Genomic DNA, 24,496 nt, shown 5'->3' with positions numbered 1-24,496 from the left:
GGTCATTGTACCCCTACTTCGCCGCCTTATCGCCCCGCATTTCCAATTCGTCCTCCACCTCGGCGGCCTCGGCGCGGCCCGCGTCCACGATCTTGCCGACGACGTCATGCGCCCGGGGCTTCCCCGCCGTGCGCGGGGCGCTCTCGGTCGAGGGCGCAGGGGCGTCCGATGTGGATGCGCGGACGGCGCGCGGGCGGCGCCGATGGGCCAGATCGCGCACGAAGGAAGTGGCGCCGAGGGCGTAGTAGCCCTCGCCGTGACCGACGAGGTAGGCCGTCCCCACGGCCAGGGCGAACGCCGGCGCGCCGGCAAACCCGAAGATCTCGCAGGCCATGAGGAAGGCGGCCAGGGGGCAGCGGCTCATGGTGCAGAAGAAGGCCGCGAGCCCCACCGCCGCCGAGAGCGGCGCGTCCCCTCCGGTCATGACCGTGCAGCTCGCCCCGAGGAGCGCGCCTATGGTGAACGTGGGCATGATCTCGCCGCCGCGCAGCCAGAAGCCCAGGCAGACGATGGTGAGCAGGGCCTTCACGGCGAAGTCCCACGAGCCGACCCTCCCGTCCAGCGCAGCGGCCAGAAGCGGCCCTCCCGTGCCCTCGAAGGCCTGCCAGCCGAAAAGCGCCACGAGCGCGGCGAACAGGGCGGCGCCGAGGACCGCCCACAGGTAATAGTTGCGCCTGAGGTGCTCGGTAGCGCGCTGCACATGGTCGATCGCGCTGCCGAAGAGGCCGCCGGCCAGGCCGGCCACCACCCCCACGAGCACGCAGTCGCCCACGACGCGCCAGCTGAGGGCGGGCAGCGCCACCTGGGGGATCACGTCCCCGATGCCCACCGCGCTCGCGGCCGTCCAGGCCACGATGCACCCCAGAAGGATCGTCGGCAGATGCCGCACCACTTCCCGGCGGTACCCCGTCAGCTCCACCACGAAGGCCGCCGAGCCCAGAGGCGCGAAGAACAGCGCCGAGAAGGCGCAGGCCATGCCCATGGACGCGGCGTAGGCGTTCATGCCGGCCCTCCCCTGCCCGCGCCCGTCGTCGGCGCGGTACACCGAGCGCAGGCGGAAGGGGCGGCCCAGCAGCTGCCCCAAAGAGGCCCCCATGTGCAGCGCGCCCGCCTCCTTGCCCACCGAGGCGCCCCCGAGCACCGACAGGGCGGTGCCGGCGAGGATGTCGGGGGCGAGCCAGGGGGAAATGGCCTCATCAGCGCGGATGCGCCGGGCCACCAGGCGGGTGGTGGTGTTCAGGGGAACGCCATGCCACTGGTACAGGGCGAGGCTCGCCACGGCGAACAGGGGGAGGCAGAACAGGAGCCAGGGAATGCGCTCGGCAAGGCCGAAGGCCGCGTTCACGACCAGGCACAGCACGACGGAGGCCGCAGCGCCCACCGCGCCCATGAGCACGGCGAAGGCCCCGTGGCGCAGCACCTGCCGCCCGTCCAGCACGCCCATGGCTCACCTCCGCTCCGCATCGTTTCCTCGCGTCCACTGTAGGCCATGGAGGGTTTTCTCACGAAAAAGGTCGGCGAAGCGTTTCCACCCCGCCGACCTTCGTTACCGATCCGTTGCGCCGCGGCCGCGGCGCGGGCCCTAGTCCTCCAGCTTCAGGTTCCGCAGGGCGGCGAAGGGGCCGTCTGCGTCCGGAGCGGCCTCGGCGCAGGAGCAGGCACCCTCGTTTAAGTTCGCCCCGCAGCGCGGGCAGATGCCCTTGCAGTCGTCGTCGCACAAGGGCACGAGCGGCAGCTCCAGCAACAGCGCCTGCTCGATGAGGGGCACCAGGTCGATGACGCGGTTCTCGGACAGGTAGTCGAACTCGTCGCCTTCCATATCCTCGGGAGCCTCAGCCTCCTCGCCGCCGATGACGAAGTAGCCCTCGATATCGCCTTCCAGATCGTAAGTCACGTCCTCCAGGCAGCGGGCGCAGGCCGTCGTGGCCGCCGCGCGCGCGGTGCCCATCACCAGCAGGGCGCCCCCGGTGTTCGTCACGTCCACCGACCAGGCCACCGGCCCGGCGAAACGATAGGCGTCGGCCCCGGCCGCAAGCTCGGCAAGGGCGGCCTCGCCCTCGAAGTGACGGCTCTCGGCGGTCTCGAACAGCTCCTCGGGAAGGGCTATGGTCGTCGTATGCTCTCTTGCCATGAAAGGCACCTTCTTTCTCATTCTCGCGGCCGCAAGGGCCACCTTGCCGGCACGGCGCAGCCGGCATGCGGGATCCAACAAAAAGGGCGCACCCGCGAAGGCGCGCCCTTGAGGTTTCGGAAAACGTCGCCCTATCGCGCGTTCAGCGAGGTGGCGTTCAGGCGGTCGCGGCAGCGGCGCGTGTTGTTCAACAGCGTGTCGAGGCTCTGCTCGATGTGCCCGAACACCTCGTCGGCGTAATCCTCGGCGCCGGCGCGGGTCTGGCGCTCCAGCTCGCGGGCGTCGGCCAGGATGGTGTCGGCCTGCTGCTGGGAGATGCGCACGATCTCCTGCTCGCTCGCGATGGTGATGGCCTGGCTGCGGGCGTCCTCGATCATGCGGTTCGCCTCCACCTCGGCGTCGTCCAAGAGACTCTGGCGCTCGCGCACGATCTGGCGGGCCTGGGAGAACTCGGCGGGGAACAGGTCGCGGATCTCGTCCATGATGTCGAACGCGGCGGCGATGTCCACCTGGCGCAGGTTGCTCTTGCCGAAGACGGGCTTCGAGTCCTCGAGAAGAATCGAGAGCTCCTCGAGCAGCCCCAACACTCCGGTTTCGTCCATTGCTGTTCCTTCCTGACTATATCGCACCGCGCCGCCCCGGCTCTTCCGGCCACGGGCATCAGCACGCAATCCATCCATGATGAGTTTTTTTATTCTATCATGATGGAGAAGCTATGTAATACAACGGTTAAACCGTGCACAAACGCTCCATGAGGTGAAACCTACGCCTCCCCGTCCCCCGCGCGCTCCAGAAGGTCGATGGCGGTATCGCCGAAGCGTCGGTGCGAGGCGATGGCCCAGCCAGACTCGGCGGCGAGCGCCTCCACGGCCGCGTCGTCGGCACCGTCGTGCTCGTAGCTCACGATGACGTCGGAGGCGAGCGAGCCGGCCTCGTCGAGGCGCGCGATGAGGCCGAAGACCTCCGCGGGCGCGAGCGCGTAGGGCGGGTCGAGAAACACGAGGTCGAAGGGGGCCGCCATCGGCGCCGGCGGCCGCTTGAGCACATCGCCCCGCACAAGCCGTGCCCGATCGCGGCCAAGGCCCAGCGTGCGCAGGTTGCGCTCGACGACGTCCGCAGCGCCGCGATCGCGCTCGCAGAGCACCGCCGAGGCCGCCCCGCGCGAGAGGGCCTCCATCCCGAGTGCCCCCGAGCCCGCGAAGGCGTCGAGCACCCGGGCATCGTCGAAGCCGCCCCGCGCCGAGTGGACGGCGCTCATGAGCGACTCGCGCACGCGGTCGGTCGTGGGGCGCGTGCCGTCGCCCTTCGGGGCATCGAGCCTCCGCCCGCGGAACTCTCCGGCAATGATGCGCATAGCAGCGCTCCTTTCACTCTCATCTCAATCATGGCAACGCCCGAAGGGGTGCGGGGCGCCGCTCACCAAGCGAGTTCCGCAGCGACTGGAAATGTCCCGTGGACATTTCCACAAAGCGAGGACTGTCCGAGCGACTGAGCGGTGCCTCGCGCCCCGCCCCCCAGCGCATCCGACAGCCCGTCGGTTCATCTTTCCAGGCCGCGAACTCCCTACCCGCCCACGGCCTCGCCGGCGAAGGCGAGCCGCACCTCCCGGGCCATGGCGCGGTGGTCGGGCTCCTCCAGGTCGGGATCCACGTCCAGAAGCGCGGCGGCGTCGGCGTGGGCCGCCTCTATGACCGCCCCGTCGCGCATGATGTTCACGAGCTTCAGCCCGCTCGCGCCGTGCTGGCGGTTGCCGAGGATGTCGCCCTCCCGGCGCAGCGACAGGTCGAAGGCGGCCAGCTCGAACCCGTCGTCGGTGGTCTCCATGGCCGCCAGGCGCGCGAGCGACTCCTCGCGCGTGGAGGCCGACAGCAGATACACCTCGGCGGCCTTGGTGCCGCGGCCCACGCGGCCACGCAGCTGGTGCAGCTGGGCCAGGCCGAAGCGGTCGGCGTCCTCCACGATCATCACCGTGGCGTTGGGCACGTCCACGCCCACCTCGATGACGGTGGTGGCCACGAGCACCTGCACCTCGCCGGCGCGGAAACGCTCCATCACCTCGCGCTTGGCCTCGGTGCCCATGCCACCGTGGAGCAGCTCCACCGTGTAGTCGGGGAAGGTGTTTCTCTGCAGCATCTCGGCCTCGCGGGTGGCCGCGGTGACGTCGTCGTCGAAGTCGTCGGCGTCCTCGATGGCCACGGCCGGATGGTACTCCTCCCCCGCCGCGTCGGCATCGGGCCGCTTGCCGGCCGCCTTCTCGTCGCGTTCCTCGGAGCCCTTGCCCACCAGGGGGCACACCACATACACCTGCTCGCCCCGGGCAAGCGCCGCGCTCGCCGCGTCGAAGGCATCGCCGGCCAGCTCGCGGCGCAGCACGCGCGTGGTGCGCGAGACGGCGTCGTGGGGACGGTGCTTGATGTAGGACAGGGTGAGGTTGCCGTAGAGTGCAAGGGCGAGCGTGCGCGGGATGGGCGTGGCCGTGAGGTAGAGCGCGTCGGGGGCTTCCCCCTTGGCCAGCAGGCGGGTGCGCTGGTCAACGCCGAAGCGCTGCTGCTCGTCGATGACGGCGAGGGTGAGACGGGCCGGGGTCACGTCCTCGGAAAGGAGCGCATGGGTGCCGATGAGCACGTCGAGGTCTCCCGCCGCGAATCGCTCGGTGATGGAGGCGCGCTCGGCGGCCGGGGTGGAGCCGGTGAGCAGCGCGCAGGTGACGCCGGCGCCGGCGAGCAGCGCTCCCAAGCCCTCGGCATGCTGGCGGGCGAGTACCTCGGTGGGCGCGAGCAGCATGGCCTGGCCGCCCGTGTCGGCGGCAGCGGCCAGGGCGAAGCCGGCCACGACGGTCTTGCCCGTGCCCACATCGCCCAAGAGCATGTGGTTCAGCGCCGAGGGGGCCGCCATGCCCTCCAGGATCTCGTCGCGGGCGCGCTCCTGCTCGCCGGTGAGCGCGAAGGGCAGCTGCGCGGCGAAGGCGGCAACGCGCGGGCCGTCGGTCACGTGGGCCACAGGATGCGCGCCGCGGGAGCGCTCGGCGCCCTCCTGCATGAGGAAGAGCTCCAAGTAGAGCACCTCCTCGTAGACAAGCCGGCGGCGCGCCTCGGCCACCTCGGCCATGCTCTGCGGGAAGTGGATGGCGCGCAGCGCGGCGTTGCGGCTCATGAGCCGGTAGCGCAGGCGCAGCCCCAAGGGCAGCGGGTCGAAGGCGCCCTCGGCCTCCTCCAGGCCGTTGGCCACGATGCGGCGCACCCACGCGGCCGAGAGCTTCTCGGTGGCCGGATGCACCGGCACCACTGCGCCGGTGATGCCCTCCCCCTCGCCGATCACCTCGATGAAGGGGTTGGTCATGCGCTTGTAGCCGTAGTCGAAGGTCACCTTGCCGGCCACGGCCACCGCATCCCCCGCCTTAATCTGGTCCATGAGCCAGGGCTGCCGGAAGGCCGTCACGATGAGGATGCCCGTGCCGTCGGTGACGGCGATCTCCACGAGCTTCAGGTTGTAGCGGGGCTTCTTCAGCTTGATCTCGTGCACCGTACCGCGCACGGTGCACGTCTCGCCGATGCGCGCCGAGGCGCAGGTCTCCACCGAGGAGAGATCCACATAGGAGCGGGGAAAGTGCGTCAGCAGATCGCGCAGCGTGCGCACGCCCAGCTTCTCCAAGGCCTTCGCCCGCGCAGGGCTGACCAAACGGACCCGATTGACAGGCCCGTCCAAGGCAAGCGTAGCTTTTTCCCGATCAATGGGCATTCCAAATCCCTTAATAGAAAACTTTTGTCGCAGAGGTTCGCCCGAGGAAGTCAGCGAGGGTCCGACAGGTGCCTGGAATTGTGCTGAAAAGCGGCTGAGCGTACTTCGTTACGCGAAGGCAAGCTTTGAAGCGCAAGGCCAGGTGCCTGTCGGAACCGCAGCGTCGGGGTTGAATAAAACGAAAGTTTTATTCAACGGAGAAAACAATCGGATAGAGAGGCTGCTCGCCGCGCTGGGCGTCCACCTCCAGATCCTCGTAGGCCTCCTCGATCTTCTCCACGAGCGCCTCCAGATCGGCATCAGCGTAGCCCTCGCCGGCCAGGATGGTGCAGGTGTCGGCATCGTCGGCGTCCATCTTCTCGAGCAGCGTGAGCACCGCGCCGTCGATGGAGTCGTCCACCGCCTCGATGGAGCCGTCGGCAATGCCGATGACATCGCCCTCGGCAATGGGGTTGCCCTCGGCGTCCTTCGAGTCGCGGGTGGCCCAGGTGACCTCGCCGGTCTTCACGGCGGCCGCCGCCTCGGTCATCTCCTCGACGTTGGTCTCAAGCGAGGCGTCCTGATCGACGGCGAACAGGGCCGAGAAGGCCTGGGGCACCGACTTGGTGGGCACCACGGCGCAGGGAACCTCGGCCAGCTCGGCGGCGGAATTGGCTGCCATGATGATGTTCGAGTTGTTCGGCAGGATGATGACGGCATCGGCATTCACCGCGCCGGCCGCATCGAGCAAGTCCTTCGTGGAGGGGTTCATAGTCTGGCCGCCCGAGACGACCACGTCCACCCCGAGGCTCTTCAGGATGGCGGCGTTGCCCTCGCCCGCGGCCACGGCCACGAAGCCCACGGGCTTCTTCTCCGCTTCCTCCTCGGCGGCCAGCTTCTCGGTGCGCTCGGCCGACTGCATCTGCATGTTGTGGATGAACACCTCGGATACCTGGCCGCGCTCGAGGAAGTAGGCCAGCACCTGATCAGGATGGTCGGAGTGCACGTGCACCTTGAACTTCGGCACGTCGCCCACGCACAGCTCGCAGTCGCCCATGGTGGACAGGAAGTTCAGCGCCTCCTCGCGGTCGAGCGTGTCGGAATCGACGAGGAACTCGTTGCAGTAGCGGTACTGGGAGCCCTCCCAGTCGTTCACCTGCTCGATCTCCACCTTCGGGTGCGACGCGCGCCCGAAGGACAGCTCGTCGACCATGGTGCCCGCCCGGCCCAGAAGGGCTGCGGTGAAGGCGTCGAAGATGATGGCCAGGCCAAAGCCGCCCGCATCCACCACGCCGTGCTCCTTGAGCACCGGCAGAAGGTCGGGGGTGCGCTGCACCGAGGCGTAGGCCTCGGCCACGATGGCGTCGAGGGCATCCTCGGTGGAAAGCCCCTCCTCCTCGGCGTTCTTGGCCGCGGCGGCCGCATCGCGCAGCACGGTGAGGATGGTGCCCTCCACCGGCTTGCGCACAGCCTGGAAAGCCACTTCCACGGCTTTGGCGAAGGCCGCAGACACCGAGGCGGTGTCGAAGGTATCGAAGCTCTGGCTGCCCTCGCACAGGCCGCGCAGGATCTGGGAGGTGATGACGCCGGAGTTGCCGCGGGCGCCCATGAGCGCGCCGGTGGTGATGGCCTTGCGCACCTCGGGCGCGCTGGCGCCGATGGCGAGGTTGGCCACGTTGCCCACCACGCTCTGGATGGTCAGCGACATGTTCGTGCCCGTGTCGCCGTCAGGCACGGGGAACACGTTCAGGCGGTTGACCTCCTCCTTGCGCTCGTCGAGCGTCTTGGCGGCGGCGGCCACGGCATTCAGGATGTTGTTGGAAGTGTAAGTAGACATAAGCGTTTGATGCTCCTTCAAGGGCGACGCGATGCGGGCCGCACCCTCGCGGCCCCGCCGGCACCCGGCTCAAATGGGGGCTAGCGACGCACCTTGACGTCCATCACATGCACGTCCACGCCGGCGAGCGGCACGCGCGCGTACTCCTTCAGCGCGAAGCTGACCTGGTCGATCAGGTTGCGCGACACCGTGGCGATGTTGGTTCCGTACTCCACGATGATGTAGAGGTCCACGTGCACGCCCTCATCGAGGCTGTTGACCACCACGCCGCGGCGTAGGCGGCTGGCGGGGAGGATCTTCGCGATGCCGTCGGCGGCATTCGGCGCGCACACGCCCACCACGCCGTAGCACTCCATGGCGGCGTTGCCGACCAGATCGGCCAGCACGTCGTTGGCGACGTGCAAGTTGCCGGAAATCGCAGAACTCATGGGAGGCGTCCTTTCCTCTGAGTTTTCACATAGGTTCGTGCCAAGAGTATAGCGCAAGGAAGATGGCGGCGCGGTTACCCATGGTTGACCGTCGGGCATATTCCATAAAGTAGGGGCGCCCCGATGCGGGACGCCCCTGGAAAAGACCCGTCTCCCCTCGCGGGCCCTAGGCCCCCAGGCGCCGGCGCGCCAGGATAAGGACGGCGGCGGCCGCAAGGGCCAGCGCCAGGACCGTGGCGGTCGCGGCGGCCACGCCGTCGCCGGTCTGGGCGAGCGCGAGCCGGCCGCGCAGGCTCACCTTCGTCGCATCGTCGCCGGAATCACCCGCGGCACCGCCCTCGCCCCCGGCGCCCCCGTCGCCGGGCACCACGTAGGTGAGGCGCACGACCCTCTTCGTGCCGTCGGCGGCGGTGTAGGTCACCTCGATGACGTAGGTGCCAGGCACCGATTGGTCGATCTTGTCGACCACCTGGCCGTCCTTGCGGATGACCACCTCCGGTACGCCGTCGGGAAGACCGGGGTGATCGCCGAAGGTGTCCTCGATGAAGTCGAGGATGTCGTCGGGCGTGATCACGCCGCCGGGCATCGGCGGGAAGGTGACGGGCTCGTCGATGACGATATCGGGCCCCTCGCCATCTCCCGGGCCGTTCCCGTCGGGGTTGTCGGGGTTGTCGGGATTATCGGGCTCCTCGGGCACGAGCGGCGCCATGCGCACCTCGATGGAGTGGTGCACGCCGCCCTCCAGATTGGCGAACTCGTAGCTCGTCTGGCCGTCGGCCAAGGTGATCTCCTTGCCGTCCACGTAGACCGCCTGCACGTAGTAGCCCTCCGCCGGGGCCCACGACACCACGCGCTTCGAGCCGGGGGCGTTGTAGGTGGTGCCCGTGATGTCGCCGGAGCCGCCGAGGATCTTCGTCGTCACGAGCGAGTAGCCGGCAGGGTCGGTCACGTCGATGTCGTCGCGGGGGTCGTCGGGGTCGTAGGCCTCATCGGGATCCTCCGGGTCCTCGCGATCGTCGGTGGCGGGATCGTAGTCGGGATCCTTCTCGAACCTCACCACGACGCTGTGGCTCCGCTGGATGTTCTCGAAGGACAGATCGCCGCGCTCCAAATCGCGCATGAGATCCAAGCGCTCGATGCCGTCCACGACAACGGACGCCACCTTGTGGCCGCGGGCGGCCTTCCAGGACACCTCGGCGGTCCCCCCGACCTTCGCCGACACCGAGGGCGTCGCCACGCCCGCGCCGATGGTGGTCACGTTCACATAGAGGTAGCGCTCGTCGCCGGGCTGCGAGGGAATGCCGCCGGGATTGCCCGGGGTGCCGGGGCGCTCGGGGTTGGTAGGGTCGACGGGGTTCGGGTCGTGGCCGTCCGGGTTGTCCGGGTTCACCGGCTCGCCGCCCGGGTTGTCGCCGCCGGTGGACTCGCGGTCGGATACGTACACGATAACGCTGTGGTCGCCGGAGATGTTCGTGAAGTCCACACCGCCCTGGGTCAGAAGGTCGTCGCGCATCTTGCCGTCCACCATGACGGCGATCACGTGGCGGTCGGCATCGGACTCCCAGTGGATCTGGCGGCTCTCGCCAGCGGCGATGCCGATCTGGGAGGCGGTGATCTTGCCGCCGGAGCCGCCGGCGATGGCGGTGGTGATCTGGTAGGTGGCGCTCGGCGGCGTGCCCGGATCGGAGTCGGGGGCGCTTAAGATAGCCTCCACCGTGCAGTTGGCGTCGATGGCGTCGCGCGGCAGCGTCACCGTCACCTTGCCGTCGGCGCCCGTGGCGATGACCACGCCGTTCTTGCCGTTCTCGAGCAGCTGGCGCACCGAGCCGCGCACGAGGTAGATGCCCTCCACCTCGCTGCCGCCCTCGGGGGTGACGGTGACCGTCACGTCCTCTGTGGAGCTCTCCGGCACCGTCACCGAGGGCGAGATGGTGCCCAACCCGCCGCTGATGGCCGTGTCGACCACGTGGTCGTCGGCGTAGGTGTTCTGCACCGTGGTGCCGCGGTAGACCACCTCCACCGTGTGGTTGCCGCGGATGTTGTCGAACGAGACGCTCGTCTGATCCTTCTTGGCCTCGTTGTCGGTGTCGGTCTTCGGATTGTTCAGGTACTCGTCGTAGACCACCTGGCCGTCCACTTTCACGAGCGAGAGCACCGCGTCGGTCGAGCCGGCCTGGGCGCCCCATTCTACCTGGTAGCTCTCGCCGGCGCGCACGGCCTTGGTAGGCGAGATGGTACCCGGCCCGCTGATGGTGGTGGAGACCACCCAGGTGCCGTCGGACCCGTCCGAGGCCACGCGCTGGGTGAGCACCTTCACCGTGTGGTTCGCGCCGATCTGGCTGAAGTCGATAGAGCTCGTGCCCTCGTTGAAGGGCACCGCTACGCCGTCCACCTCCACCGACACGATGCGGTAGCCCGGCTTCACCGACCAGCTGACGGAGTAGTCGCTGCCCTTCTGCACCGTGCCGCTATCGGTCATGGAGGCCACGCCGCCGTCGGCGACGGTGTTCACCGCGAAGGCGTTCTCCTGCACGGTGTTGTCGGGGCCCTCCGGGTCGTCGGCCTCGGAGTCGTCGGCCTCGAAGACGATGATGACCTCCTTGGCCTTGCCCTCCATGGTCACCTCGGCGCTGTTCGCGAGGGGCGTGGCGCGGATGACGGAGCGCAGCAGGGCGAGCATGCGGGCCTGAGAGGGCGCGGCCTTGGAGTCGGCCACCAAATCGTCGCGCACCGAGGAGTCCTCGAAGACGGCGGCCACATGGGCATCCGCGTCGGCCTCCCAGGAGATCTCGGCAATATCGCCCTCGTAGTACTTCGCCGTGCCCGTCGCCTGGCCCGGCCCCACCGCCGTCACGGTGAGCGGGTAGCGGGCCTTGTCGGAGGCCGTCGTGGTGTACACCGAGCCGAGAGCCGCCATGTGGAACGCGTCGTGGACGCTGTTCTGCTCGTCCACGTAGTCGCCCTCCACCGCAGCGTAATTCTCGTATTCCACGTAATCGACGCTGTCGTTGGCCTGGCCGGTGAAGGTCACCTCGAAGTAGCCCTTCTCCTGGATCTTCTCCAGCTTGTTGGAGGAGGCGGTTATCTCGTAGCAGCCCTCGGCCTCGTTGTAGGTCACCTGCACGTTGTCGAGGATGATCTTGCCCTCGCTCTCGGGCCGCTGGGAGCTGTCGTCGCGGTAGAGGCCCGGGTAGAAGAAGGCGGAGATGGAATCCTCGTCGATGGTCTTGAACGACTTCATCTTCAGTGTGACCACGGGATCCTGCAGGCCGATGAACTTCTTCGAGTCGCTGACGTTCTCGCAGACCATGGTGGCGCGCAGGGTGTCGCCGGCGCTCGCCGTCTGGGCGTAGCGGCCGTTGGGCTTGTCCTCGTAGCCCGCGTCGGCCGTGGAGTAGTGCTGGTCCAGATTCGCGATGGTGAGCGTGGTGCGGAACTCCGGCGCCACGATGTCGAGGGCGAGCCCGAGCACCGAGAGGATGGTGGGGGCCGAGGAGGTGGACACCGTCATATTCACGCGGCTCTCGCCGCCCGTGAGGGTCATGCCCCCGTGGTTGTCGTTGATCTCCTGGATGGTGAGGTCGGTGTTGTGAGTGGTCTTGATGGCGTTCGATTCATAGGAGTGGCCCGAGGCGTTCACGTTGATGGGGGCGGGATCGAAGCTCGTCGCATCGGAGAGCAGGCTCCCGTTGTCGATGCGCAGGCGGAAGTACTTGTTGGACAGCGCCCGGCCCATCGCGTTGTTCGTCACGATCTTCGCCGAAGAGCTCGCGCTCGTGGTGTAGCTGATGTTCTGCGTGTTGCCACTGTCGCAGTCGGTGCCGTCCATGGAGGCGATGAGCTGGCCTGTGGGGTTCGGGGCCACGCTCAGGCCCTCACCGCTGATCTCGACGTTGGCGGCACCGCCGTTCTGCACGGCCACGCCGCCGAGCTTCAAGCGCAGCATACGGGGCGGAAGGGTCGTCTCCTCCTCCACCACGACCAGGCGCCAGGAGCCGAAGTAGTCGGTGCCCACGTCAGCCTTGTTGCGATCAGTCCCCCCGCTCATGGACGTCATGGGAATGTTGAGTACCGTGTACCAGCCGTAGCCGCGGTTCTTCTGGCTCGTCACGATGTCGGTCACGTCGAAGAAGCAGGAGTAGCGGGCCTTCGCCCCGTTGTCGGACGCTCCGTTGTCGCGGTAGACCACCTCGGGGTACATGCGGTACACCGTGTCCTCGTCGGGGGCCACGAAACTCACGCCGTACTGGGCGAGCGGAGAGGCGGTGCTGACGAAGTCCGCCGACTGGGTGCACGCGATGACGAGGTAGGCCTTCACGATCTTCGCCGTGCTGGAGGGACGCACGAGCTCGGCGGAGGAGGAATTGTTGCCCGTGGCGGGATAGTTGCCCGTACCGGCGCCGCCGGTGGTCTTGCCTCCTACATAGCTGCTGCTCATCGGTGCCATATCGTAGCCGGAGAGGGCCTTGTCGGCGGCGGCCCCCGAAAGGTCCGTGAGCTTCTCCACGCGGCTGGAGTGGAGCGCCTGGGCGACGATGGAGGTGTACTTGCCGCGCACGTTGGTGTTGCCCGTGGCGTTGAACTGGTAGGAGCCCACCATGGACACCATGCCGTTCTGGTCCCCGGCAGAGCCCGCCACCGTCTCGCCCAGGGCGTGCCGCACCGGAGCGGTTCCCGCCGTACCCTTGCCGTAGGTCTTGATGGGCAGCGAGGCGGCTTGGGCGGCTGGCTCGTCGGCCGCAGGCTCATCGGTAGCCGCCGTGCGGGCCGCGAGGGGTGCGGCGGCCTCGCCTGCGGGCTCGTCCTCGTCGAGCTCCCCCGCGTCCTCGGACGATGCGGCCGGAACCGGCGTCTCGGCCGCCGGCTCGCCGACCGGGTCGGCTAGGCCGCCCTCTCCCTCGGCGCCGTCGGATACCGGCTCGTCGAACGCGCCCGCATCCGCAAGGGCGATCTCAGAAGACCCCCCCCCTGAAACATTTTCCGCGAAGGCGCGGGCATCCCAGGGGGCCACGCCCGCGACCAGCGCCACGGAAAGGAAAGCGGCCATGGCGCGGCGGTGCCACGGCATGCTGCGGCGCGCGTCGGCACGTTCCGCGCCCTGCGGCCGAGTGTTTCTCGATTCACTGCTCCACATTGCTCGCTCCGTCTCTCGAATACCGATCGAGCGGTTTTCCGAGACCGTGTCTTTACGGGAGCCGGGAGACGTTGACCCAGTTCATCATGGTTTTCGGAAAACGCTCGCACACGTTAGTCCAAGTGTCGAGATTATGACAGATTGTCAGCAGCTTATCAACAGCGGACGCGGAGCCACGCGCCGATGCGCCCGCGTAACGGTCGCACTCCCGTTACGGCCGACAAACACGAAAAGCCCGCAGTGCGGGCTTTCGAGTTCAAGCAGAAGCGGAGCGACAGTTAGGCGCGCTCCACCTTCCCGGCCTTCATGCAGGAGGTGCACACGTTCGCGCGACGGACACGGCCCTTCGCATCGCGAATGGTGATCTTCTGGATGTTCGGACGGAACATGCGGTTGCTCACACGATGGGAGTGGCTGATGCTACGACCAGCGACGGGGTGCTTACCGCAAACTTCGCAAACCTTCGACATTACTATCAACTCCGTTAAACCAAATGACTCGTTTAAGATACAGCCTTGCTACTATACCACAGGGCTTCGGGCACTTACAAGAGATTTTTACGCGATCACCAAAAGGCGCTTGCAGGACGGGCAGACGCCCAGCGGGGCCTGGCCGCGCAGGTCGATGAGGCGGCCGCCGTCGATGGGCATGCGGCACACGCCGCAGCGGGTGCCGTCGAGCACGCCGATGGACACGCCGCCCGAGCGGGCCGCGATGCGGTCGTAGCTGCGCACGAGCTCGGCATCCACCTTCGCCTCCACCTGGCCGCGGCCGGCCTCAAGCTTCGCGATGGCCAGTTTCAGGTCGCCCCCCTGCTTCTGGAAGGAGTCGATGGCCTCCTGCTCCTTGGCGGCCAGTTCCTCCAGCGCAAGGGTGATCTGGGCCTCCATGGCCGCGATCTTGTCGAGCTCGGCCTGCACGCCGACGCGCTCCTCGGCGATGGTGCCGCGACGGCGCACGATGCCGGCGAGCTCCTTGGTGCGGGCCTCCACGTTGCGGAAGTCGCCGTGGGCGGCGTCGATGGCCGCCTGCACGCCGGCCTCCTTCTTGGCCAGGGAGGCGTCCTCGTCGTCGATGCGCGTGATCTTCTTGGCCGTGGCGCGCTTCAGCTCGGCCACCTTCTCGGCCTTCGCCTCGATCTCCGTCTTCTTCTCGCGGGCCGCCACGATGATGGAGCGCTGGGGCAAGTCGTCGAGCTCCTTGGTCAGGCGCTTGACCTCCAGATCGATGCGCTGCAGCTCAAACAGACCTTCGATGTCCTCGCGCGTCGCTTCCATGGGCGTCTCTCCTTCAGATCGGATGAATTCTCCTTAATGATAGGCGAAAACGCCGCCGCTGGGGAGTGCGACGGAAAAAATCTATTTTGCGCTACACGCGAACGGCCTCGGGATACCACCAGTTGTCGCTCTGGTCGATGAGCACGATGGCCTCGGGCGGCACGCCGGCTTTGTCGAGCGCCTCGGCGAGCACGGCGGTCAGCGGCAGCTCGCTCGCATCGTGCCCGAGCTCGATGACCGCGAGCCCCGCCTGGGAGAGCTCAAGGGCGCTGTGGTACTTCATCTCGCCACAGATGATGACGTCGGCGCCGAGCGCGAGGGCCGCTTTACCGGTATCGCCCGCCGAGCCCGTGCACGTGACGGCCCGGCGCACCTCCGCCTCCGGATCGCCCCAGACGCGCGGGGCGCGGCCGAACACCGCCGTGCAGCGCGCGGCCAAACGGGCGAGCGTCTCGGGTGCCTCGTCGTTGGCGGGCACCTCGCACACCTGGCCGTAACCCTTGCGGCGCGACGAGGCGAGCGGCTCGGCGAACTTCCCCGTGAACTTCAGGCCGAGCATGCCGGGCAGCACGCGGGCGGCCGCGGGACTCACGTCGAGCGCCGTGTGGAAGTCCATGAGCGCCACCTGGTGGCGGATGGCCGCCCACACCCCGGCGCCGGAGGCTGCCGCCGTGCTCGCCTCGGGAGCGAAGGCGTCGGGCGCGGCCAGGTAGGCGGGATGGTGCGTGAGCAGCACGTTGGCGCCGGCGGCTGCCGCCTCGGCGATGGCGGCCACCGTGGGATCGAGCGCCACGGCCACCTTGGTCACCGGCAGCGAGCGCTCCCCCACCAAAAGCCCCGTGCGGTCCCAGCTTTCCGCATCCTCGGCGGGAAACTCCTTGAGCAGGGCTCCTTCGAGCGCCCCCACGGTCATGGAGAACGATTTTCTCGCCAGCTCGCTCGCGCCGCGCTTCGAGAGCGCGTCCTTCTTCGCCGGCACGGCGGCACGCTCGCCCTTGTTGAACAGACCCATATCGATCAGCTTCTTTCGATGCTCCGGCCGGCGCACGCGCCGACCCCGGACTTTCTTCGCTTCACGGGAGCGCCGCCAGGCCGGCCGGGGGCCGAGCGGGCAGGCGCACCCTATTCGATGGTAATGCTTCGGCGGTCGCCTGTGGCTGTCGGGACGGTAACGCTTCTGTAGCCCGCCTCGTACATGAGCCGGTAGGCCCGCTCGATGTCGCGGGCCACGTTGGCCGGGTCGTGGGAGTCGCAGCCCACGGTGCAGGGCACGCCCGCGCGGCAGAAGGCCGCAAGGAGCGCCGGCGCGGGGAACATCTCGGCGCAGGCGTAGTAGCCCCCCGACGTGTTCACCTCCACCATGCGCCCGCCGGCGCGAGCCGCCTCGGCCATCTCGTCGTAGAGGGGCGCCAGGTCGAAGGAGGGGTAGAAGCCGAACTTCTTCGCCAGGTCGGGGTGGCTCATGGCGTCGTAGGGCAGGCTCGCGTCGCTCGCCGCCGCGCACCACAGCTCGCCGTAGCGCCGCCAGATGGCGTCCGGCGCGCCGGGCTCTTCCCAGCGGGCCTTCTGGGCCGGGTCGTCGAAGGCCCAGCCGTCGATGAAGTGCACCGAGAGCAGACGGAAGCGGAAGGGGGCGAGCGCCTCCTCGGTGAGCGCGCGGTCCTCCAAGGCGCCCAGGTAGTCCATCTCGGTGCCGACGACGAACTCGATATGGGGATGCGCCGCGCGGGCGGCCTCGATCTCATCGAGGTAGGCCTGCACCATGGCCGGCCGCATGGAGAGGAACGCATCCGGGTCGAAGGCGTCGGATAAGGGGAAGTGCTCCGTGAAGGCCAGAGTGGAAAGCCCGGCCGCGGCCGCGGCGTCGGCGTACTCGGCGATGGTGCCGATGCCGTGGCCGGAGTACACGCAGTGGCAGTGGGTGTTCACCAGTTCCATATTCGCTCCTACCAGCTGAGGACTTTCCGGGCGGCGTCGACGAAGGCGCGCACGTCGGCCTGGGTGGTGTAGCGGCCCATGGACACGCGCAGGGCGTTGTAGGACGCATCGCCCGTGATGCCCATGGCGCGCAGCACATGGCTCGGTTCCAGGGAATGCGACGAGCAGGCCGAGCCGCCCGCCACGCAGAAGCCGAGCTGGTCGAAGCGCAGCACCATGGTCTCGCTTTCCAAGTCGTCGGCCAGCACGTGCACGATGTTGGGCAGAAAGTCGCGGCTGTTCCGGTCCACCTCCACGGTAGCCTGGAAGCCGTCCATGGCTGTGAGCGCCGCGTACAGCTCGTCGCGCAGCAGGCGCAGACGGGCCGCCTCCTCCTCGGCAGCGGCGAGCGTGGCCTCGAGCGCCGCCGCGAAGCCGACGATGCCGGCCACGTTCTGGGTGCCGCTGCGCCGGCCGTTTTCCTGCCCCCCGCCGAGCAGATAGGGTGAGAAAGGCGTGCGGGCCTTGAGGTAGAGGGCGCCTACGCCCTTCGGTCCGCCGATCTTGTGGGCCGAGAACGAGGCCGCATCCACCCCGAGCTCGTCGAGCGTAAGCGGCGTCTTCCCCAAAGCCTGCACGGCGTCGGTGTGGAAGAGCGCCCCCGCATCGTGGGCGAGCGCGGCCAGCTCGGCGATGGGCTGGATGGCGCCCACCTCGGAGTTGGCGGCCTGCACCGACACGAGCACGGTGTTCTCGTTAAGCGCCTCGGCCAGCGCGCGGGCCTCCACGAAGCCCTGGCGGTTCGGGCGGAGATAGACCACCTCGACGCCGGCGCTCTCCAAGCGGCGGCAGGGCGCGAGCACCGCGTCGTGCTCGATGGCCGAGGTGATGACGCGCACCGGACGCTCGCCTTTGCCCTCCATCCGGCGCTTCTCGCAGGCAGCTTCCGTAAGGCCGATGATGGCCGCGTCGTCGGCCTCAGTGGCCCCGGAGGTGAAGATGATCTCGTCGGGCCGGCGGGTGCCGAGGGCGCGGGAGACGCGACGGCGCGCATCCTCCAGAAGGTCGAAGGCCGCCCGGCCCAGCCCGTAGAGCGCGTTGGCGTTGGCGTTCACGGCCAGGTTCGCCGGCCCGGGCACCTGGAAGGGCTCCATGGCCAGCGCCGCCTCGGCGCTAAGGGGTGCTGTGGCGGCGTAGTCGAGGTAGACGAAGTCGGCGGAATCTGCCATTAGGACCACGCCCCTTCGGCCAGCGCCGCCTCGCGGGCCGCATCGGCTGCGGCGCGCACCTCGGCGATGGCCGCGCGCGGGTCGGCGGCCTTGAACACGGCGTTGCCGCACACGAGCACGTCGGCGCCGGCTGCGGCCACAAGCGGCGCGGTGGCCGGCCCGATGCCGCCGTCAACCTGGATGAGCATCTGCTCGTTGCCCGCGGCTCGGGCGCGCGCGGCCGCCTCGGCCACGCGCGACTCGGTGCCGACGATGTAGCTCTGGCCCGAGAAGCCCGGCTCCACCGACATGACCAGGGCCATGTCCAGCTGGCCGATCACCGGGTCGAGCGCCGACACGGGGGTCTTGGGCTTCACGGCCGCAGCGGCCAAGCAACCCGCCTCGTGGATCATCGCCACAGCGCGGACGAGCTCGTCGGGGGTGAGCGCCTCCACGTGCACGTTCAGAAGATCGGCCCCGGCGTCGATGAACCAGGGCAGCTCGGTGAGGGGGTTGTCGATCATGAGGTGCACATCGCACACCATGTCCGTCACCGGGGAGAGCTGCTTCAAAAGCGGCACCCCCATGGTGAGGTTCGGCACGAAGTGGCCGTCCATCACGTCGATATGGACGAAGTTCGCACCGCCCTCCTCGATGGCGGCGATGTCGGCGGCAAGGTTCATGAAGTCGGCCGACAGGATGGACGGGGCGATTTTCACCGGTTGGTACATGGGGCGCATCCTCATCTCGCGAAGTTCCAGTGACGCTATTCTAGCGCACTGGCGACGAGGCTGCGGCGTATAATGGGCAGCAGCGGCAAACCTGCATCCGAGGACAAGGAGCACCCGTGCCCAGCGACGACGAGCGCACCTTCTACACCTACCCCACCGCCTTCGGCCCCGTCACCATCGGCGCGGCGGCCGATACCGTCACCGCCGTGGTGCTCGGCGAGGCGCCCCTTCCCGGCACGCGGCGCCCGAGCGCGACGGCCAACCGATGCGCCACCGAGATCATGGAGTACCTGGCCGGCAAGCGCACGGCCTTCACCGTGTCGTGGGATGCCGCGGGAAGCCCCTTCCAGCGCGAGGTGTGGGAGGCTGTGGCGCGCATCCCCTACGGGCAGGTGCGCACCGCTCGCGAGCTGGCCTGCGCCCTCGGCGCGCCCGAGTCCTTCCGCACGGTGGGCGCCGCCGTGAAGAAGAGCCCCCTCGCGCTGATCATCCCCACGCACCGCATCGTCACGGCCGCCGGCAAGCCCGCCGACCCCGTAGCGACCGCCCTCCTGAACCTGGAACGGCAAACCAGTCGGTAGCGTCTGCGGACGGCTCCAGACCCCTTACGCCGCGAGCGCCTCGTCCTGCAGCGCGTCGATCTTTTCCATGCACTCGTCCACCGACGCGCCGGCCAGAAGGTCGCGCACGACGAGGCACACGTTGCCCCACTGCTCCACGTCCATGCCGGCGTTCGTGGCGAGCACGTAGGTGTCGGCCTCCACCTTCTCGCTCAGGGGGCGCAGGGCCTCGACGCAGTCCACCTTCACGTTCTTAGAGGGCGAGATCACGCGGTTGGTCTCGGCGTAGAGCGCAAGCGCCTCGTCGGACAGGATGACGTCCATCACCGCAAGAGCGTCGTCTTTGTGCTGGGAGCCCTCGCCCACCGAGTAGCCGGTCATGGACACCACGGGCATCTGCCCCTTCTCGGAGGGAAAGCCGATGACCTCCATGGTGAAGGAGGGGTTGCCGTAGGCGGTGTCGGTGTTGGCCGCGCCCCAGTAGGCCATGACCATGGGGCACTTCCCCGCCATGAAGTCGTCGCCCTCGCCGGCGCCCTCGAAGGCCTCGCTCGTCAGCGCGTTCTCGGCGTCGATGTAGCCGGCGTCCATCAGCTGCTTCAAAAACTCGAAGCCGGGGCGCAGGTAGTCGCTGTAGCGCGCCTCGCCGGCGTTCAGGGCCGCCACCTCGGCGGCCACATCGCCGCCGTTGTACATATCGGCGTAGGCCTGGGCGAACACGAAGGTCTCGAGCCACCAGCGGTTCGCCCCCACGGGCGTGTCGTAGCCCTTCTCCTTGAGCACCCGGCAGCACTCCAGAAACTCCTCGGGCGTGCTCGGCAGCGCCAGCCCGCACTCGTCGAAGATGTCCTTGTTCACGAACAGGCCGTAGGCGACCACCTCCTGGGGAATGCCCACGAGCTTGCCGTCCACGGTGTTGGCCGTCTTCACCACCTCGCGCAGGTTCTGGGCGCAGGCCAGGCCCGACAGGTCGGCGAGCCGCCCCTCGGAGCCGAGGGCCACGAGCGCGTCGGGGTTCAGCAGGTACATGTCGTCCTGATCGGCGCGCACGCGCTCCAGGCACACCTCGTCGTAGGTCTTGTCCTGGTAGTCCTCGGCGGTGTAGGTGCGGTAGGCCACGGTGGCGCCGGTCTGCTCCTCGGCCATGGCGATGGTCATGTCGCTCGCGGTGCGGGCGGTGTTCTCGGCATCGGGGTTGGCCTTCTCCATGGGACTGAAGAAGTTGACGACGGCCGACGCGCCGCCGGAGGGATCCTCGACGACGGCCAGGTTCTGCGCGCCCTCATCAGCGGCGCAGGCGGCGAGCGACGCGGCGAGGGCCAGCGCGCAGATGGCGGCCGCAAGGCGCGCCCGGGCTCCAAGATGACGTTTCATGAGAGTCCTTTCTCGACGTAGCGGTCCACGACCTTCTTCAGCTCGCTGATTTCGAGCGGCTTGGCAACGTGCGCGTTCATGCCAGCGGCCAGCGCCGCCTTCTCGTCTTCCACGAACGCGTCGGCTGTCATGGCAATGATGGGGATTAAACGCGCGTCGGCGCGCTCCAGGGTGCGGATGGCGCGGGTGGCGGCGTGCCCGTTCATGACCGGCATCTGCACGTCCATGAGGATGGCGTCGAACTCGCCGGGCTCGCTCGCCTCGAAGCGCTCGACGGCGAGCTGGCCGTTCTCGACGATCTCCACCGTGGCGCCCTCGATTTCCAGAAGCTCGCTCAGAATGCCCGCGTTGAGGAAGTTGTCCTCGGCGGCCAGGAAGTGCTTGCCCTGCAAAACCGCGTCGTAGGCGGCGGCCTCGGATGCCGCGCCCGTGCCCGTGATCTCCTCGACCGCGTGCTTCAGGGTGGACATAAAGAACGGCCGGGCGAGGATGCCCGCGCACGGCGGCAGGACGACGCCCTCGGCCACATCGAAGCTGTGATCGAGCACGAAGATGACCGGGCAGCAGCCCTCCGGGTCCGCCACGGCGCGGCGCAGCTCCTCGGCCGCGGCCACCGCCCGCCCGTCGAGCAGCGCGCAGGCGTACAGGATGAGCTCACAACCTCCCGGCCCGGCAAGCTCGGCGGCCTCGGCCGCGTCGGCGGCGGCGAGGACCTCCACCCCGGTGCCCTCCATCTGCCCGTGCGACAGCTCGCGGCCGGACGTGTCGCCCACCACGAGCATGCGCCGGATGCCCTGCTGCTCCCAGAAGAAGCCCTGGGCGCGGGCGTCGGGGATGCGCAGCTCCAGATCGACCCGGAACAGCGACCCCTCCCCTTCCACGCTGCGGGCCTCGATGGTACCGCCCATGAGCTCCACGAGGCTCTTGGTAATGGACATGCCAAGGCCGGTGCCCTGCACCTTGTTCGTGGTGCTGTTCTCGGCGCGGGTGAACGAGTCGAAGATGGTCTCGAGGAACTCCGGCGTCATGCCGTAGCCGTTGTCCTCCACCTCGATGCGGATGCGCTCGAACTGATCGGAGTGCTGGGGCAGCCCGATGTAGCGCAGGTAGACATCGCCGCCCTCGGGGGTGTACTTCACCGCGTTGGACAGAAGGTTGATGAGAATCTGGTTCAGGTGCGTCTCGTCGCCGATAACGCGCTCGTGGCGCACGGCGGCGATCTCGGTGTGCAACGTCTGGTGCTTGCCGGCGGCCATGGGCGCGATGATGGACTCCACCGCGGAAAGCGAGTCGCCCAGATCGAACTCGGCCAAGTTGAGCGTGGCCTTGCCGCTCTCGATCTTCGAGATGTCGAGCACGTCGTTGATAAGATCAAGCAGGTGGCGCCCGGAGGCCATGATCTTGCTGGCGCAGTCGCGCACCTTGGCCGGGTCGTCGGCCTCCTTCTCGATGATGGTGGTGAATCCCAGCACCGCGTTCATGGGCGTGCGAATGTCGTGGGACATGTTGGCCAGAAACGCCGACTTCGACTCGTTGGCCACCTGAGCCGCCTGAAGCGCCTGGGCGAGCTGCTCGTTGTGCAGCGCGCGCTCGGCCTCGCGGGCGCGCTGGATCTGGGCCTGCTTGCGGCGGTTGTAAGCGTAGATGGCGATGCACAGCCCGAAGGCCACCACGGTGATGGCGGCCACGAGCGCGATGGCCGCGTTCACGGCCTGGCCCTCGCGCTGGATGGCGGCCATGGGCACATATCCCACCAGGTAAGTGGTGCCGCCGTTGAGCGACCAGAGGTAGCACAGCGACTCGCGGCCCTTCACCTCGTGGGCGAACAGCACGCTCTCCTTGTTGGCGATGCCGCTCGTCACGAGCGCGAGGATGTCCTCGTCCACCACGTTGTTGGCCCGGTAGAAGTCCTCGAGGTTCAAATGCCCCGCATCGCGCTCCCCCATGCCCTCGGGCTTCAGCACGAAGCGCTCGGTGGCCGCGTCCATGAGGTAGAGCACGGCCTGCTGGTCGTAGAAGCCGGCGGGCAGCGACCGGTCGATGGCATCGTAGACGTACTCGGTGTACAGGGTGCCGATGACCGCGCCGTCCCGCTCGATGGGGCACGCGATGGTGTAGGCCCAGGTGCCGCGGTCGTTCACGTAGGACTGCGAGATGGGCAGCCCCATGACCGTGCCGCCAGCGGAGAAATCGAGCTCGGCGGGATCGAAGGGCTCCCCGTCGTTGGAGATGCCCGTCGCCTCCCCCTCCATCACCACCGACATCTTGGAGGTGGTGCCGTTGTTCTGCAGGCCGAGCACGTAGGTGGCAGGGTCAGGAGCCTGGGCGATCTCGCCGGCGATGAGCTGCTGGAACTCCGCCTCACTGCCCATGATGGCCTCGACGGTGTTCTGCATGAGGTTGAGGTTCTCGTTGAGGTTCTGGATGGCCGCATCGGACATGTCGTCGTAGGTCTTCTGGGCGATGGCGTACACCGACGCGCCCATGACCGCGAAGATCAGGAGAATGGCAATGACCCACGAGCCGCTGAACCTCTTCTGGCGGGAATCTTCCACGATCACCTCCGTTTGTGTCGATCTGATAACGTTACGGTATCAGACGCGAAACCGCAAGGGGGTAATCGCCCATGACCCCTGATCGGAGACGGGAAGGCGGCAAAAAGAGAGACCCTCCGGCAGGGGAACCGGAGGGCCTCAAGCTCAGTACGCACGGAGGAGAAGGGGAAACGTGCGCATGGAATTGGTTTCCGCCGCGAGGGTTTTGAGAGAGAGGAGAGAGGAGGGTTCACGCAGGAGACGGTGCGACGGAAGCGCTGTGATAGTTTGTCAAGGCCCGAACGGCGGCCTTCGGGTTGCCCCGATTGAGAACCCCTCCGTTCGGCTGATGACAACAATAAGGCCTTCCCGCGCGCCGACAAGCGGGAAGGCCCTTTGGTTGCAACGGCGTATGCACCCCGTTTACCTGGCGAAACCTGAGAAAAAGGCTCGTTATTGGGAGAGAAGGCCCGAGATGCGGGGCGGGGGTCCGCGCGGAGTTCCGCAGCGAACGGAAATGTCCAGTGGACATTTCCGCCGAGCGAGGACTGTTTGAGCACGGCGCCTCCGTCCCGCATCTCGGGCCGGAGGATCGGGGAACTCAGTAGAACTCGCTTCGCAGGGGGCGGTCGATGAGGGTTGCGGCGGCCTCTTGGGGAGCCACTCCGCCCCAGACGACGGCGCGCACGGTATCGGTCAGGGGCAGCTCCACCTGGTAGCGCTCCTCCAGCGTGGCAAGCGTCTTGCAGGCGATGGCGCCTTCCACCACCATGTGGGTCTGGGCCGTGAAGTCGGCGAGCGTGAGCCCGCGGGCCACGTACTGCTCGCCGAAGCGGCGGTTGCGCGAGTGCTGCGACATGCAGGTGACCACCATGTCGCCCGCGCCCCCGAGCCCCATGCAGGTGAGGGCCTCGCCGCCCGCGGCCACCACCATGCGGCTCATCTCGGCCAGACCGCGGGTGATGAGCATGGCCGCCGTGTTGTCGCCGAAGCCCATGCCGTAGGAGATGCCCACGGCGATGGCGATGACGTTCTTGAAGGCGGCGCACAGCTCCACGCCCACCGCGTCAGTGGAGGTGTAGGTGCGGAAGAAGCGCGTGGCGAACAGGCCGCGGAAGAACAGCGCCGTGGCTTCCGACACGCTGGCCACCACGGCAGCCGAGGGCTTGCGGCAGATGACCTCCTCGGCATGGGTCGGGCCCGACAGCACCGCCATGCGCTCGGGCGCGCCCAGCTCGGCGGCGAAGGTGTCGATGGGCAGAAGCCCCGTCGCTTCCTCGACGCCCTTGGAGCAGATGACGACGGGCGTGCTCTCGCCGATGAGCGCCGCCAGATCGCGGGCCACATCGCGCAGGGCCGCCGACGGCGTCACGATGACCACGGCCTCGGCGCCCTCGCACGCCTCGGCGTACACCGAGGTGGCACGGATAGCGTCGGGCAGGCGGTAGTCGGACAGATAGCGCGGGTTGCGGTGCTCGGCGTTGATGGCCTCGGCCACCTCGGGCGTGCGCGCCCACAGCATCACGTCGTGGCCGGCCTCGGCCAGAACGAGCGCGAGCGCCGTCCCCCAGCTCCCCGCTCCAATAACGGCTACTTTCATTCACGTTCCTTTCACTTGCTCGCCCGAAGCCCCTCGAGGGCGGAACCA

General features: G+C 68.2%; 18 protein-coding genes. 1 reads left to right on the top strand and 17 read right to left on the bottom strand.

Annotated features, from left to right (window positions below):
- Window positions 1-13: 13 nt before the first annotated feature.
- The 14 genes from Q5064_RS05125 to rpe form a co-directional block, all read right to left on the bottom strand.
- Entirely contained in the window at window positions 14-1,444 is a 1,431-nt protein-coding gene (locus Q5064_RS05125; RefSeq protein ID WP_302962832.1) for a chloride channel protein, read from the bottom strand.
- Window positions 1,445-1,582: 138 nt separating this feature from the next.
- Window positions 1,583-2,131 (bottom strand): DUF177 domain-containing protein, encoded by a 549-nt coding sequence (locus tag Q5064_RS05120; RefSeq protein ID WP_302962829.1) that lies wholly within the window; start codon window positions 2,129-2,131, stop codon window positions 1,583-1,585.
- 131 nt (window positions 2,132-2,262) lie between these two features.
- Window positions 2,263-2,733, bottom strand: coding sequence for a hypothetical protein (locus Q5064_RS05115; RefSeq protein ID WP_016308567.1), 471 nt, complete (start codon window positions 2,731-2,733; stop codon window positions 2,263-2,265).
- Between the two features lie 161 nt (window positions 2,734-2,894).
- Complete coding sequence (gene rsmD, locus Q5064_RS05110; protein WP_302962827.1) at window positions 2,895-3,485, bottom strand: 16S rRNA (guanine(966)-N(2))-methyltransferase RsmD; 591 nt, start codon at window positions 3,483-3,485, stop codon at window positions 2,895-2,897.
- 209 nt (window positions 3,486-3,694) lie between these two features.
- Window positions 3,695-5,869, bottom strand: coding sequence for an ATP-dependent DNA helicase RecG (locus tag Q5064_RS05105; protein WP_302962825.1), 2,175 nt, complete (start codon window positions 5,867-5,869; stop codon window positions 3,695-3,697).
- 187 nt (window positions 5,870-6,056) lie between these two features.
- Complete coding sequence (locus Q5064_RS05100) at window positions 6,057-7,685, bottom strand: DAK2 domain-containing protein (RefSeq protein WP_302962823.1); 1,629 nt, start codon at window positions 7,683-7,685, stop codon at window positions 6,057-6,059.
- Between the two features lie 80 nt (window positions 7,686-7,765).
- Window positions 7,766-8,113 carry an Asp23/Gls24 family envelope stress response protein gene (locus Q5064_RS05095; protein WP_016308563.1) on the bottom strand — a complete coding sequence of 116 codons (348 nt, stop codon included), beginning with the start codon at window positions 8,111-8,113 and terminating at the stop codon, window positions 7,766-7,768.
- 166 nt (window positions 8,114-8,279) lie between these two features.
- Window positions 8,280-13,160, bottom strand: coding sequence for a hypothetical protein (locus tag Q5064_RS05090; protein ID WP_302962820.1), 4,881 nt, complete (start codon window positions 13,158-13,160; stop codon window positions 8,280-8,282).
- A 365-nt stretch (window positions 13,161-13,525) separates the two neighbouring features.
- Entirely contained in the window at window positions 13,526-13,717 is a 192-nt protein-coding gene (gene rpmB / locus Q5064_RS05085; protein ID WP_160324524.1) for a 50S ribosomal protein L28, read from the bottom strand.
- A gap of 87 nt (window positions 13,718-13,804) precedes the next feature.
- A complete protein-coding gene (locus Q5064_RS05080; protein ID WP_302962816.1) occupies window positions 13,805-14,524 on the bottom strand; it encodes a zinc ribbon domain-containing protein in 720 nt (239 codons plus the stop codon).
- A 91-nt stretch (window positions 14,525-14,615) separates the two neighbouring features.
- Entirely contained in the window at window positions 14,616-15,536 is a 921-nt protein-coding gene (locus tag Q5064_RS05075) for a Nif3-like dinuclear metal center hexameric protein (protein WP_302962814.1), read from the bottom strand.
- Window positions 15,537-15,646: 110 nt separating this feature from the next.
- Window positions 15,647-16,462, bottom strand: coding sequence for a histidinol-phosphatase HisJ family protein (locus tag Q5064_RS05070; RefSeq protein ID WP_302962812.1), 816 nt, complete (start codon window positions 16,460-16,462; stop codon window positions 15,647-15,649).
- Between the two features lie 8 nt (window positions 16,463-16,470).
- Window positions 16,471-17,670, bottom strand: coding sequence for a cysteine desulfurase family protein (locus Q5064_RS05065; protein WP_302962811.1), 1,200 nt, complete (start codon window positions 17,668-17,670; stop codon window positions 16,471-16,473).
- Window positions 17,670-18,380 (bottom strand): ribulose-phosphate 3-epimerase, encoded by a 711-nt coding sequence (gene rpe / locus Q5064_RS05060; protein ID WP_302962809.1) that lies wholly within the window; start codon window positions 18,378-18,380, stop codon window positions 17,670-17,672. Before rpe ends, Q5064_RS05065 begins: the two co-directional genes overlap by 1 nt.
- A gap of 116 nt (window positions 18,381-18,496) precedes the next feature.
- Here rpe and Q5064_RS05055 point away from each other — a divergent pair, with 116 nt between their 5' ends.
- Window positions 18,497-18,961, top strand: coding sequence for a methylated-DNA--[protein]-cysteine S-methyltransferase (locus Q5064_RS05055; RefSeq protein WP_302962807.1), 465 nt, complete (start codon window positions 18,497-18,499; stop codon window positions 18,959-18,961).
- A 24-nt stretch (window positions 18,962-18,985) separates the two neighbouring features.
- Here the strand turns inward: Q5064_RS05055 and Q5064_RS05050 are convergent, their stop codons facing one another.
- The 3 genes from Q5064_RS05050 to Q5064_RS05040 all read right to left on the bottom strand — a co-directional run bounded on the left by Q5064_RS05050 (window position 18,986) and on the right by Q5064_RS05040 (window position 24,448).
- On the bottom strand, window positions 18,986-20,314 hold the full coding sequence (locus tag Q5064_RS05050) for an ABC transporter substrate-binding protein (RefSeq protein WP_302962805.1): 1,329 nt from the start codon (window positions 20,312-20,314) through the stop codon (window positions 18,986-18,988).
- Window positions 20,311-22,869 carry a hybrid sensor histidine kinase/response regulator gene (locus tag Q5064_RS05045; protein ID WP_302962804.1) on the bottom strand — a complete coding sequence of 853 codons (2,559 nt, stop codon included), beginning with the start codon at window positions 22,867-22,869 and terminating at the stop codon, window positions 20,311-20,313. Before Q5064_RS05045 ends, Q5064_RS05050 begins: the two co-directional genes overlap by 4 nt.
- 580 nt (window positions 22,870-23,449) lie before the next feature.
- Window positions 23,450-24,448 carry an NAD(P)H-dependent glycerol-3-phosphate dehydrogenase gene (locus Q5064_RS05040; RefSeq protein WP_302962802.1) on the bottom strand — a complete coding sequence of 333 codons (999 nt, stop codon included), beginning with the start codon at window positions 24,446-24,448 and terminating at the stop codon, window positions 23,450-23,452.
- Window positions 24,449-24,496 lie beyond the last annotated feature (48 nt).

It is taken from the genome of uncultured Adlercreutzia sp. (assembly GCF_958431955.1).
GTDB lineage: Bacteria > Actinomycetota > Coriobacteriia > Coriobacteriales > Eggerthellaceae > Adlercreutzia.
Note: the sequence above shows the minus strand (reverse complement) of the source record. Positions and strands in the feature narration are given on the sequence as shown.

Excerpts from the sequence above, each read along its gene's own strand:
- Q5064_RS05125 (WP_302962832.1), bottom strand. The coding sequence starts at position 1,444 with ATGGGCGTGCTGGACGGGCGGCAGGTGCTGCGCCACGGGGCCTTCGCC.
- Q5064_RS05120 (WP_302962829.1), bottom strand. The coding sequence starts at position 2,131 with ATGGCAAGAGAGCATACGACGACCATAGCCCTTCCCGAGGAGCTGTTC.
- Q5064_RS05115 (WP_016308567.1), bottom strand. The coding sequence starts at position 2,733 with ATGGACGAAACCGGAGTGTTGGGGCTGCTCGAGGAGCTCTCGATTCTT.
- rsmD (WP_302962827.1), bottom strand. The coding sequence starts at position 3,485 with ATGCGCATCATTGCCGGAGAGTTCCGCGGGCGGAGGCTCGATGCCCCG.
- Q5064_RS05105 (WP_302962825.1), bottom strand. The coding sequence starts at position 5,869 with ATGCCCATTGATCGGGAAAAAGCTACGCTTGCCTTGGACGGGCCTGTC.
- Q5064_RS05100 (WP_302962823.1), bottom strand. The coding sequence starts at position 7,685 with ATGTCTACTTACACTTCCAACAACATCCTGAATGCCGTGGCCGCCGCC.
- Q5064_RS05095 (WP_016308563.1), bottom strand. The coding sequence starts at position 8,113 with ATGAGTTCTGCGATTTCCGGCAACTTGCACGTCGCCAACGACGTGCTG.
- Q5064_RS05090 (WP_302962820.1), bottom strand. The coding sequence starts at position 13,160 with ATGGCCGCTTTCCTTTCCGTGGCGCTGGTCGCGGGCGTGGCCCCCTGG.
- rpmB (WP_160324524.1), bottom strand. The coding sequence starts at position 13,717 with ATGTCGAAGGTTTGCGAAGTTTGCGGTAAGCACCCCGTCGCTGGTCGT.
- Q5064_RS05080 (WP_302962816.1), bottom strand. The coding sequence starts at position 14,524 with ATGGAAGCGACGCGCGAGGACATCGAAGGTCTGTTTGAGCTGCAGCGC.
- Q5064_RS05075 (WP_302962814.1), bottom strand. The coding sequence starts at position 15,536 with ATGGGTCTGTTCAACAAGGGCGAGCGTGCCGCCGTGCCGGCGAAGAAG.
- Q5064_RS05070 (WP_302962812.1), bottom strand. The coding sequence starts at position 16,462 with ATGGAACTGGTGAACACCCACTGCCACTGCGTGTACTCCGGCCACGGC.
- Q5064_RS05065 (WP_302962811.1), bottom strand. The coding sequence starts at position 17,670 with ATGGCAGATTCCGCCGACTTCGTCTACCTCGACTACGCCGCCACAGCA.
- rpe (WP_302962809.1), bottom strand. The coding sequence starts at position 18,380 with ATGTACCAACCGGTGAAAATCGCCCCGTCCATCCTGTCGGCCGACTTC.
- Q5064_RS05050 (WP_302962805.1), bottom strand. The coding sequence starts at position 20,314 with ATGAAACGTCATCTTGGAGCCCGGGCGCGCCTTGCGGCCGCCATCTGC.
- Q5064_RS05040 (WP_302962802.1), bottom strand. The coding sequence starts at position 24,448 with ATGAAAGTAGCCGTTATTGGAGCGGGGAGCTGGGGGACGGCGCTCGCG.